Genomic DNA, 11,432 nt, shown 5'->3' with positions numbered 1-11,432 from the left:
ACAGATGCACACAGATAAACACTGATAAAAATCTGTGTTAATTTGTGTTTATCTGTGGTTTCATCTCTTTATAATCTACTTAATCCAATCTTGTCTACAGACGTTTCATGGAAAGTCTCTACAATTGCTGTTTCCTGTCTCCTCTCCTACGTAAAAATACATATACATCTTGCATATATAGTAATTTAGATGATCAATTACCAATTTAAGAGCAAACTTGCTTGACTCACAACTGAGCAATTACTGACTTTAAGGTGGAAGCCATAGCTTCTATACTATATTTTTCTACACATCTTGCTCTGGCCTGTTTACCTCGCTCATTTGCTAATGGCAAATCCTGAAATATCAATTGAATTTGCTCAGCAATTTGTTCGGGAGAGCCAGGATCGACTAAATAACCCGTTTCACCCAAAATTTCCGGAATATCTCCCACCCTAGTAGATAAAACAGGTTTAGCCATAGCCATTCCATCCGTTAACTTGAGAGGAAATTGAGCGCGAGTGGCAGGGCTATCACGCTGAGGAACAACCACAACATGAGCAGCAGCTACCACATCAGGTATAACATCAGTAGGATACTTAGGTAACTTAATAATCCAACGTCCCCACCGCTGTTGGAGTTGCTCATCATAATCATCGTAGGGACTACCACCCACAATCACAAGTCTTAAATCTGGCTCATTAATAATATCCAACGCCGTAAGAACATCTTCTAAACCTTTATAAGGTCTAGGCGCACCAGGAAACATTAAAATTCTATACCCAGATAAACCATAACGACTTCTACTTTCCTCAGCATTATACCGAGCTGGGTCAAACAAAAAAGTATCCTTCCCATTAGGAACCGATATACCCCCAAAACGCTGCTGCAAAAAATCTGTATGCACAGTTACAGCATCAGCCCGATGCACCAAACCTTCCATCCACTTCAAATATAAAGGATGATGCGGACTCCGCAAAGCACCATCTCGTTTAAATACATCCCTAGCAAACTGCTTCAAAGTAGGACGATATTGCCACTCATCGCCACCATACCAACTCATTTCCCAATCATCAATATCTAAAATGATTGGTTTCTTCGCAAACAACCGCTTCAAAAGAGCAACACCAAAACTTGCGGGTTGAGGCTTCACAGCATAAATAATATCCCCGTCGATATTCTTTAAAATCTTACCAACTTTAGGCAAAAACTCAGGATAATTACCCCCATCCAAATAATAAACCTTAAACTCCGCACTAGGAATATCCCGATAAAACTGCTCACCAAACAAAAAACCTACAAGCTCAACCTCACACCCCAAAAGCCGCAAAGCTTTACCCAACAAATAAGCACGCAAAAGCCCAGCACTAGCCAAATCATAAACCAACAGCGATACTTTTATTTCTTCCTTCGCGCTCTTAGCGTCTTCGCGGTTCATTAAACACTACCTCTACTTCACACGCCAAGGATTAGTAACCTGATTCGGTAAAAATAACTTTGCCAACCGATCAAAAACTCTTGTATAAAACGAACGAGTAACATCCTTAGCGTACTGAGGTCGATAAGGATAAGTACAGTGAAGCACCTTAATCGGTTCATCAACATTATACGCATCCTTCCACTTACTGAGATAATTATATGTATGTGGTAATACCTTCATCTTAGGGCATACGGTGGCGATCGCCGAAGCAAAAGCCCCCTGATCTTTCAACAATAATTTCTCTTGATTATCTTTAACAATCTCAAAATAACGTTTAAACTCATCAAACAACTTCTTAGTTGTCTCCGTCTTCCTAAACGCCAGAAAGCCACCATTGTATTGAATACTATCTTCCTTGAGAGGAAGACCAACAGATTGTAATATTGGCAATACTTGGTGTAAATTTTCTTCTTGATTCCCTCTAATTAAATTAGTCGCTTTAACAATATAAGGTTGCACATCCTCAGTTAATAAACAATCATACTCATCTAAATACTCAAACACATCATTAATATTATCAAGCAAGCAAATATCTGAATCTAAGTAAATTGTTTTATCAAAATCTGAAGATTCATACAAAGCGAGCTTAGCTTGTCGTGACGCTAAAACTGTATTTGCATTTGCAGGCGCTGGTTTTAAAGTAACATGCTTAAAAGCTGTGAGAAAGGGATAAAGAATCTTGGGTACTTGGTCGATGAGAATAATAATTGGTTCTTGATGAAATTTTCTTACAGCAGCTAAAAAGTGAACACAATCTTGAAAAGAGTAAAGACCTGTTAGAATAGTTATAAATCCTCTTGTTTCTTTTGGCATAAAAAATTAACTTCACCTCTTAACTAATTTACTATAAATTTTCCTTCCCCGTGTTCATTTGTAAAGACGCCCCGGCGGGGCGTCTCTACGCTTTCTTCAATGCGTCCATTCCCAGAAACTCTTACTCCAATCATCATCATAATGAAAAACACCTTGCCATTGATAAAAGTGAACAAAATCCGTAATTTCTAGAGTTTTATTTACATCCCTAATCATATAAAGAGGGCGCTCTCCGTAAAAAGACGCCCACATAGTATAGCTACTGGGAGGACCGATAATATAATCGCATTCAGCTAGCGAATACATATCCTCAATTATATGGTTATTAGCAAACACGTAAGATAAATGCTGGAATTGCTGCGGCTCTTGCTTGGCGTTTGAACATATTAAGAATGTCACTTTTTTACTAGGAAATAGAGCTTGCGCTGATTCCATAACTTTGACATACTGTTCAATTTGATAAAAATACCTACCATTTTGGTGCTGTTGGTAGTCTCCGTGTCTAATATGAACTCCAATCAAAACATCAGTTTCTCTACGAATACTAGAAATTAGCTTTGCTACGTTTTCTTGATATTGATTTAAAGGTTGAAAGTAAGAGCGGATTGCTTGACTGTGTTTGCGGAGATTGGGTGTTTCATCGGCAAACCAGCCATCGCGAAAAAGCCATCCCTGAAAAAAGTTAATTGTTCCTGGTTTCAACTGCTCTACTATATTTGAATTACTCCAGTTAAATGGCTTATCTCGCTTAAGTTCAATTGTATTGAAGCGTCCGCTTTGCGCGAGATAGCGATTTAAATTATAGTAGTATTTACGCAATAGTTTGCTACTTCTAATCGATATAGGTGGGATAGGATAGCAACACAGAACATCTCGTGCTGTTGATTGGAAGTACTCAGCATACTCTTCAAAAGCAGGATTTAACACAGTTAACTTATTTTCTAGAGCAAATGCTATGAAATTAGCAAATAGTAACAGCCTGTTGCCTAATTGTCCAGATTTTGCCGAGATCACTAACATATTTATGATAATTGTCTACTACCAGTCAATCAATTTAAGCCTACCTGTTTGGATATAGTCAAATATTTGATTAATTAGGCGACGTTCAGCTTCGTTGGAATTACCATTAGCAAGTACAGTTGAGGTGAGTAGCGTGTGGTCTTGCCGACTCATTTGACCTGATTTAATAATCTTGTCTACTATTTCCTTTACCGCTGCTTTTGGCTGCTGTGCAATGTTTTTGTAAATAAGTGTTTGGTTGTTCATATTTTCTCCTAGCAGATGCAAATGACGACAATAAGAATTTATACTCAAATTGCAGACAAAAGGCAGAGGGTAAAAAGGAAATTTTCAGGTTTACCCTTATCCTTAATATCGATATTTATCTTCTTTTCATAAAATCAATTTAACTTTTTCTTTAGTTTTTACCCCAGGGAAATTGTACTGATAAATAAATATCTCTTAGGGTAGATGTGAGTTTGGTTTCAGTAAAAATACGGTCATAAGTTACAAAAGTTAATGATTGGCACGAGATAAAATAAATATAAAGAATTAATAGAGCTTGAAACGTATCCAACTTGATAAAAAATTTACTAGAGAGGAGACAATCTAAATGCAGGTTATCCGGATAGCTGCACTTTCAGACAATTACATTTTTCTGCTATACGACGAAGAGCGAAACATCGCGGCTGTTGTCGATCCAGCAGAGGCTGAACCAGTTTTAAAGAAACTTGAGCAATTACAAGCAGAGTTAGTAACAATTTTTAACACACATCATCACCACGATCATGTAGGTGGTAATAAGCAGCTAATACAAAAATTCCCGCAAGTAACAGTATATGGCGGATGTGAGGACAAAGGTAGGATTCCCGGACAGCAGGTGTTTCTGCAACAAGGCGATCGCGTCAATTTTGCTGATAGAGTAGGATTCGTGTTCTTTGTTCCAGGGCATACTCGTGGACACATTGCCTACTACTTTCATCCTTCCCAACCAGATGAGACAGGCGACTTATTCTGTGGAGACACCTTATTTGCAGGTGGATGTGGACGCTTATTTGAAGGTACACCAACGCAAATGGTAGACTCTCTAAGTAAACTCCGCTCTTTACCTGATAATACCCGTGTTTGGTGCGCTCACGAATACACTCAGAAAAATTTGCAATTTGCCTTAACTGTAGATGGTGACAACACCGACCTACAAAGCCGCTATGATGAGGTAAAGGCAAGTCGCAGTCGTCAAGAAGCTACTGTTCCCTCACTACTAGGAGTGGAAAAGCGCACAAATCCTTTCTTACGTTGGGATCAGCCTACACTACAATCGGCTGTCAACAGTCGCGAGCCAGTGCAAACTTTTGCCCGTTTGAGGGGAATGAAAGACACATTTTAGCATCGGCTAATGGATAATAGCTAATTGCCCTGTTACCATTAGCTATGAGCAATTAGCAAACAATAGACAACAATGGCGAAACGTGTGCAATTAGTTTTAACTCAAGATGTGAGCAAGCTAGGAAGATCGGGCGATTTAGTGGACGTGGCTCCAGGCTATGCTCGTAATTATCTAATTCCCAAAAAATTGGGAACTCAAGCTACTCCTGGCATATTGAAGCAAGTTGAACGCCGTCGGGAACTAGAACGCCAGCGCCAGCTAGAATTGAAGCAACAGGCGGTAACGCAAAAAGAAGCTTTGGAAAAAGTTGGTAGTTTCAACATTGCCAAGCAAGTTGGTGAAGGCGACGCGATTTTCGGTACCGTAACTACTCAAGAAGTGGCAGAAGTAATTCAACAAACTACTGGCTTAGAAGTAGACCGCCGTGGTATCACCATACCCGATATTGGCGCAGTCGGTACTTACGAAGCTGAAATTAAGCTGTATCCTGAGGTGATAGCTAAAGTCAACATCCAAGTAGTATCTAGCTAAAAATCCAGTTTTTGGGATTTTTCACCACAGATAAACACAGATGAACACAGATAAATTAAATACATTTGTGTAAATCTCGTGTCCATCTGTGGTTTAATACTTTATTCATCTTTAAGATGTTTGAACCGCTACAAGCAGTCTCCATCATATCCATGTAGATTTTGGACTATAAGGGTAAATAGTTAAACCCTAATCCAAAATCTACAATATAAAATTATTATGGCAGAAGAACTAAATTTTCAAGGCAATGGAAGCGCGAGCCTTCCTCCCCAAAACATAGAAGCGGAAGAAGCAATCTTGGGTGGAATATTGCTCGATCCTGAAGCGATTAGTCGAGTGAGCGATCGCTTAGTTCCCGAAGCTTTTTACATTACCGCTCACAAAGAAATTTATCAAGCAGCCCAACGCCTCCACAGTCAAGGAAAACCCACCGACTTACTATCAGTCACAAGTTGGCTTCATGACCATGATATGCTTGCTCGCATCGGCGGGAGAAATAAATTAGCTTCTCTCGTAGATCGAACTGTGTCAGCTGTCAACATCGACTCTTTAGCCGGGTTGGTAATGGATAAATACCTACGGCGTAAGTTAATTAAAGCTGGTAATGAAATTGTCTATCTGGGCTACGAGACAGAGACCGAGTTACCAATTATTTTAGATCAAGCAGAGCAGAAAGTTTTTGGCGTCACTCAGGAACGTCCTCAAGCAGGTTTAGTTCACATTTCTGATACTCTAATTAATACTTTCCAAGATATTGAAACTCGTCATCAAGGCATCGCCTTACCAGGTATTCCCTGCGGTTTCTACGATTTAGACGCCATGACTAGCGGTTTCCAGCGTTCTGACTTGATTATAGTCGCAGGAAGACCGTCAATGGGGAAATGTCTAAATGAAACCACTGAAATTGTTCTGGCAAATGGTACTATATCAACCATTAAAGAAATCTACGCTCGTCATCAAGCCGAACTGTTGACACTTAAGGATGATTGGAAATTTCACATAACTCAACCATCTGCATATGTAGATGACGGAATCAAACCAGTTTTCCGTGTCACGACTCGCTTGGGGCGGTATGTTGAAACTACAATCACCCACCCGTATTTAACTATTAAAGGCTGGCGACGGCTAGAGGAACTGAAAGTGGGTGATAAAATTGCAGTCCCTCGAAAGATAGATGTATTTGGGACAAAAACAATTCCAGAGTGTGAAGTCAAACTACTAGCCTACCTAATAGGAGATGGTTGCTTAACAGATACAACACCGGAATTTACCAATATAAACCCGGTGATTCAGGAGGACTTCTCCCGCGCTGTTCTGAGCTTTTCTCCTCGACTAAAAGTTCGCATAGAAATTCGGTTTGCACCAATACTTTATGCTTCTATGTGTCAGGGGCAAAAAAATCCTCTAACTGCATGGCTGGAAAATCTAGGACTATGGGGCAAAAAAGCTAATAGTAAAATAATTCCTGCCATTATCTTTCAACTTGAGCGATCGCAATTAGCTTTATTCCTCAACCGTCTTTTCGCCACAGATGGTTGGGCCACAGTACTTGCCAGTGGTCAATCGCAGTTAGGCTATTGCAGCGTTAGCGAGAAACTAGCAAGGCAAGTTCAACATCTACTACTGCGGTTTGGCATTATTGCTGCGCTGAAAAAGCGGTCTGTTAAATATAAAGATAGCCGCAGACAAGCTTGGCAATTGGATATTACCGATGCCCATTCCATCAAAACTTTTATTTCGGAAATTGGCATTTTTGGTAAAGAGGAAGCATTAACTAAGGTCGAGACTGCCCTAGTTCAAAAGAGATACCAGACAAACCTTGACTTAATTCCTGTTGAAGTTTGGGAACAGCTAGCAACAGCTAAAGGAAGTGAACCTTGGACTGTTTTAGCACAGCGTGCTGGTATTAAAGGTTACACAAATATTCATGTGGGCAAACGTGCTTTAACGCGGGAACGCCTTTTCGTTTTAGCAAACGCATTAGAAAATCTGCCCTTACAACAATTAGCAACAGGTGATATCTACTGGGATGAAATAGTTTCGATTGAACCGATGGGATACAAACAAGTTTATGACTTAACAATCCCAGTTACTCATAATTTTGTTGCCAATGATATCTGTGTTCACAATACAGCCTTCTGTTTGAACTTAGCTCATAACATTGCAGCTTTGTACAAATTACCAGTTGCTGTTTTCAGTTTGGAAATGTCCAAAGAGCAACTAGTACAAAGGCTTTTAGCTAGTGAAGCGGGAATTGAAAGTGGTTATCTACGCAGTGGGCGTATTAGTCAAAATCAATGGGAACCTTTAAGTCGTGCGATTGGGATGCTTTCGGAAATGCCAATATTTATTGACGACACGCCAAATATTACAGTTACAGAAATGCGCTCTCAAGCGCGACGTTTGCAAGCAGAAATTGGTTCAGAATTGGGATTAATTATCATCGATTACTTGCAATTGATGGAAGGAGCCGGGGACAACCGCGTACAAGAATTATCCAGAATTACCCGCAATATTAAAAGTTTGGCTCGTGAATTATCTGTTCCGGTAATTGCTTTATCTCAGTTAAGTAGAGGAGTAGAATCACGTACAAACAAGCGCCCAATGTTATCAGATTTACGCGAAAGTGGAAGCATCGAACAAGACGCGGATTTAGTAATCATGCTTTATCGCGATGAGTATTATAATAGCGACAGTCCGGAACGAGGAGTTGCCGAGGTAATTGTCGCTAAACACCGTAACGGTCCAACAGGTACTGTTAAACTTTTGTTTGACCCACAGTTTACTAAGTTTAAAAATTTAGCAAAACCAAACAATTATTAGGAGGCTCAGATCCCCGACTTCTTTAAGAAGTCGGGGATCTGGTTGTTTAAAAATGATTTAGGATTGCTATATTAGCCATTAGCTATTAGCTAGCCTTCAACAATTCCACATCAAAAATTAGCGTAGCGTTCGGGGGAATTACGCCACCTGCGCCACGAGCGCCGTAACCTAACTCTGGGGGGATGATTAACTTACGACGTCCGCCTACTTTCATTGTGCTAAGTCCTTCGTCCCAACCTTTGATCACTTGCCCTGCACCGATTTTAAAGTCGAAGGGACGGTTGCGATCGCGTGAACTATCAAACTTTGTACCATCTTCCAAAGTTCCGGTGTAGTGAACCGTAACAGTTTGTCCTGTTTTAGGAGTCGCCCCAGTCCCCTCCTTGATCTCAACATACTTCAATCCAGAGGGTGTAGTGACGACATTGGCATCAGACATATTTTTTTTGCTCGCAATTAGGGTATTTTCCGTTACAGTGATTGGGGCTGGTGTAGTTTTGGTCAATTGTGCAGCAATAGCTGACTCTTGTTTGCCGCCGCCTATTTGCGCCAAAACCAAAACTACAACACAAAGTAGCATGAAGCCCATGCTGAGTAAAATCGCTTTCAAATTAAGTCCTCCCTACTTAAGTGGTCTGGGAACATAATAACCAGTAGGACAAAACTTAGTTTAAATCATAAAGCGCACCCTAACGCCAAAACTTGTTTTCTAAATCACGCACCTGACGCTCCAAACGGTCAATTCTACCCCGTAATTCGTCCATTTCTGATTGACGGGGAACTCCCAATTCCTGCATCATATTGCGGAGTTGCCGTTGCATTTGGTCTTCCCAGTTTCCCTGCTCCGACTTTAACTGCTTTACCAAATCGTCCATTACAGCCTTTGCCTGCTCAGGATCTAGCTTACCATCCTTGACTAAATCATCACTCACTTCCCGAAGTTTTTCTGCTACCAATGACGTTGTACCAATCCCCAGCGTCAATAATTGTTTCATCCAGTTGTTGTTGTCCATACTGCCTTCTTAATTATTTATTTCAAAACGTGCCGCTGCAAGTTCTCTGGTATTTAGGCAATAACGTTATGCTAGAAGCCTAGTTATCATAGCCTACATCTCTATTCTGGCAAATATTGCAACCACACGGAATCGAAGCATCAGGTGTGGAAATTTCTCCATTATGAGGCTAACCTTGAATTAGATACCCGGTTTCTTTAAGAAACCGGGTATCTTGGGTGTCTTGAACTTTGAAATCGTTACAATTGGGGTGAGTTTTGGGGTAACCCAGCCATGTTAGAGTACAATCTGCCGATGTATCTGCCGATATAGATTATTAAAGCAAAGAATGACGCAGATGAACGAATGCGCAAATTTTTTCCAAAGAATTTGACAAAATTAAAGAAGTAAAATTAAAACAAAGAAGGATACAATTATGAATACATCTACTGAGACAATAAAAGTCTACGACGAAATTATTGATTTCATCGCTGCTGGAACTACTCCACAAAGCGTTGTCGATTTTCAACTTTCAGAAGCAGCGAATGACCGTTTAGAAGAGCTAGTTTACCGATACAAAACAGAAGGTCTTACAGGAGATGAGAAGCGAGAGTTAGACCATTTCCTGACGCTAGAGCATATTATGAGACTAGTAAAAGCACTGGCTTACAAGTATATTAATGATAATGGTGTTAAGTAAGTATTTAAAGTGTCTCGTCCCTACATTAGTTTAGAACTCCGACGTTTAGTTATGGCTCGTGCTGATTATATCTGTGAATACTGCCTTATTCCAAAAGCTGACACTTTGAATTGTCAGGTTGACCATATTATTAGTGTTAAACACGGAGGAGCAACAACAGAGGATAATCTCTGCTACGCTTGTATTTTCTGCAATCTTCAGAAAGGTACAGATTTGGGTTCGATTAATTGGCGAACTAGAGAACTTGTTCGGTTTTTCAACCCGCGTAGAGACTTTTGGGGAGAATACTTTCGCGCTTGTTGACGCTGTGATTCAACCTCTGACAGATATTGGAGAAGTAACAGCACGTATCCTACAGTTTAACAGCGATGAGCGGATTCTAGAGCGGCAAGCTTTGATAGCATCTGGTAGATATCCATCAACATCAGCGCAACAACGAATGAAAAAGTAGAATACATATATAAGTGTTTTTGTCAAGCTCAATATTAGTAAATTTTAATGCGTTTGCCCTACCCTAAGAAAGTGTTGTACGTCAAGCCAGTATGTTAACTTAGCGAACTAGGGATATGCTGAAAGTAAAAATGGTGAGGAGCAACGAGTGTTAAAGCCGGATATTATTGTCATCGGAGCATCAGCCGGAGGACTCGGAGCCTTTGAAACACTCGTTGCTCAACTGCCATCTAACTTTCCTGCTGCTATATTTATCGTTTGGCATATTTCCCCAGATTACCCAAGTTTGTTACCCGAAATTTTAGCGCGGGTCGCTTCACTACCAGTGGCACACGCCGTTGACAAGGAGCCGATCAAAACTGGTCGTATTTATGTGGCTCCTCCTGATCGCCATTTGTTGGTTGAGCCAGGGGTTGTCCGGCTCTCTCATGGTCCCAGAGAAAACCGCTTTCGTCCGGCAGTCGATGTCTTGTTTCGCTCTGCCGCTTACTCTTATGGATCGCGAGTCATTGGAGTGGTTTTGAGCGGCAGTCTCGACGATGGAGCGGCTGGGCTATACGCAATTAAAGAGCGAGGCGGCATCGCCATTGTTCAACATCCGTCTGATGCGCTTCACTCCTCCATGCCCAAGGCGGCGATGACAGCAGTGGCGGTCGATCATTGTGTGCCTATCATTGAAATGGGAGCTTTGTTAGCGTACCTGGTTAACAAAGGAATTACCGAACATGAGGAAAATCCTGTGTCTGAGAAAATGGATATTGAAGTTGGTGTTGCGCGGCAAGATAATGGTCTAGAATTAGGCATTCTGAAACTAGGTAACCTTTCTCCCTTTACGTGTCCTGAGTGTCATGGCGTACTGATGCAATTGAAAGAAGGTAACCTGATTCGCTTTCGCTGCCATACAGGGCACGCCTATTCGCTCAATACCCTTCTAGCCGAGGTAACGCAATCGATCGAAGAGTGCCTTTGGGATGGTATTCGCACAATCGAAGCGAGTGAGATTTTGATTTCTCATACGGCGAAGCATCTACGCGAAATGAACGAGCATGAAGCGGCAGACTTACTATTGCAAAAAGCCGAGGACGCAAAGCGACGAGCAGATTTGGTTCGGCAGGCAGTGATGAGCAACGAAATATTGAGCCTGAGCAATCTGGATGATCAACTAAAGCTATCTGAAGAAATACAGGGTTTTTAAGAGCTAAGCATTCAGTGGATTAATCCTTGATTCGTGCGCAAAATTGCTGAGTGGGAAGCACAGGCTATGGGCAAGTGCCATTT

General features: G+C 41.0%; 13 protein-coding genes. 7 read left to right on the top strand and 6 right to left on the bottom strand.

Translation table 11 applies throughout. The features are described from left to right. Positions 1–226: 226 nt before the first annotated feature. The 4 genes from ICL16_RS41920 to ICL16_RS41905 form a co-directional block, all read right to left on the bottom strand. Positions 227–1,417, bottom strand: coding sequence for a glycosyltransferase family 4 protein (locus ICL16_RS41920; protein WP_190838088.1), 1,191 nt, complete (start codon positions 1,415–1,417; stop codon positions 227–229). A 12-nt stretch (positions 1,418–1,429) separates the two neighbouring features. After that, entirely contained in the window at positions 1,430–2,272 is an 843-nt protein-coding gene (locus ICL16_RS41915; RefSeq protein ID WP_190838086.1) for a putative nucleotide-diphospho-sugar transferase, read from the bottom strand. A 96-nt stretch (positions 2,273–2,368) separates the two neighbouring features. Then, positions 2,369–3,292 (bottom strand): alpha-1,2-fucosyltransferase, encoded by a 924-nt coding sequence (locus ICL16_RS41910; protein WP_190838084.1) that lies wholly within the window; start codon positions 3,290–3,292, stop codon positions 2,369–2,371. 18 nt (positions 3,293–3,310) lie between these two features. After that, positions 3,311–3,538 carry a hypothetical protein gene (locus ICL16_RS41905; protein ID WP_190838082.1) on the bottom strand — a complete coding sequence of 76 codons (228 nt, stop codon included), beginning with the start codon at positions 3,536–3,538 and terminating at the stop codon, positions 3,311–3,313. Between the two features lie 346 nt (positions 3,539–3,884). Here ICL16_RS41905 and gloB point away from each other — a divergent pair, with 346 nt between their 5' ends. From gloB to dnaB, 3 genes are all read left to right on the top strand, one after another. Beyond that, positions 3,885–4,658 carry a hydroxyacylglutathione hydrolase gene (gloB, locus tag ICL16_RS41900; RefSeq protein WP_190838079.1) on the top strand — a complete coding sequence of 258 codons (774 nt, stop codon included), beginning with the start codon at positions 3,885–3,887 and terminating at the stop codon, positions 4,656–4,658. A 72-nt stretch (positions 4,659–4,730) separates the two neighbouring features. Next, positions 4,731–5,189: a 50S ribosomal protein L9 gene (gene rplI / locus ICL16_RS41895; protein ID WP_190838070.1), complete on the top strand. Its 459-nt coding sequence runs from the start codon at positions 4,731–4,733 to the stop codon at positions 5,187–5,189. Between the two features lie 219 nt (positions 5,190–5,408). Continuing rightward, positions 5,409–8,012: a replicative DNA helicase gene (gene dnaB / locus ICL16_RS41890; protein WP_190838067.1), complete on the top strand. Its 2,604-nt coding sequence runs from the start codon at positions 5,409–5,411 to the stop codon at positions 8,010–8,012. An 85-nt stretch (positions 8,013–8,097) separates the two neighbouring features. Here dnaB and ICL16_RS41885 read toward each other — a convergent pair whose 3' ends face one another. Together ICL16_RS41885 and ICL16_RS41880 are read right to left on the bottom strand one after the other, a co-directional pair. Further along, the gene (locus tag ICL16_RS41885) at positions 8,098–8,622 is read right to left on the bottom strand and encodes an FKBP-type peptidyl-prolyl cis-trans isomerase (RefSeq protein WP_190838064.1); all 525 of its coding nucleotides are present in this window, start codon (positions 8,620–8,622) and stop codon (positions 8,098–8,100) included. A gap of 79 nt (positions 8,623–8,701) precedes the next feature. Continuing rightward, complete coding sequence (locus tag ICL16_RS41880; protein WP_190838062.1) at positions 8,702–9,025, bottom strand: phasin family protein; 324 nt, start codon at positions 9,023–9,025, stop codon at positions 8,702–8,704. Between the two features lie 415 nt (positions 9,026–9,440). On the opposite strand from ICL16_RS41880, the gene ICL16_RS41875 reads away from it, so the two are divergent. From ICL16_RS41875 to ICL16_RS41865, 4 genes are all read left to right on the top strand, one after another. Continuing rightward, complete coding sequence (locus tag ICL16_RS41875) at positions 9,441–9,704, top strand: hypothetical protein (protein ID WP_190838059.1); 264 nt, start codon at positions 9,441–9,443, stop codon at positions 9,702–9,704. 9 nt (positions 9,705–9,713) lie between these two features. Next, positions 9,714–10,007, top strand: a complete 294-nt coding sequence (locus tag ICL16_RS47545; protein WP_337907219.1) for an HNH endonuclease — start codon at positions 9,714–9,716, stop codon at positions 10,005–10,007. A 4-nt stretch (positions 10,008–10,011) separates the two neighbouring features. Further along, positions 10,012–10,155 (top strand): hypothetical protein, encoded by a 144-nt coding sequence (locus tag ICL16_RS47540; protein WP_337907218.1) that lies wholly within the window; start codon positions 10,012–10,014, stop codon positions 10,153–10,155. 147 nt (positions 10,156–10,302) lie between these two features. After that, the gene (locus ICL16_RS41865) at positions 10,303–11,349 is read left to right on the top strand and encodes a chemotaxis protein CheB (protein ID WP_190838056.1); all 1,047 of its coding nucleotides are present in this window, start codon (positions 10,303–10,305) and stop codon (positions 11,347–11,349) included. Positions 11,350–11,432: the final 83 nt, after the last annotated feature.

The sequence above is a fragment of the Iningainema tapete BLCC-T55 genome, from assembly GCF_014698965.1.
Classification (GTDB): Bacteria; Cyanobacteriota; Cyanobacteriia; order Cyanobacteriales; family Nostocaceae; genus Iningainema; species Iningainema tapete.
Note: the sequence above shows the minus strand (reverse complement) of the source record. Positions and strands in the feature narration are given on the sequence as shown.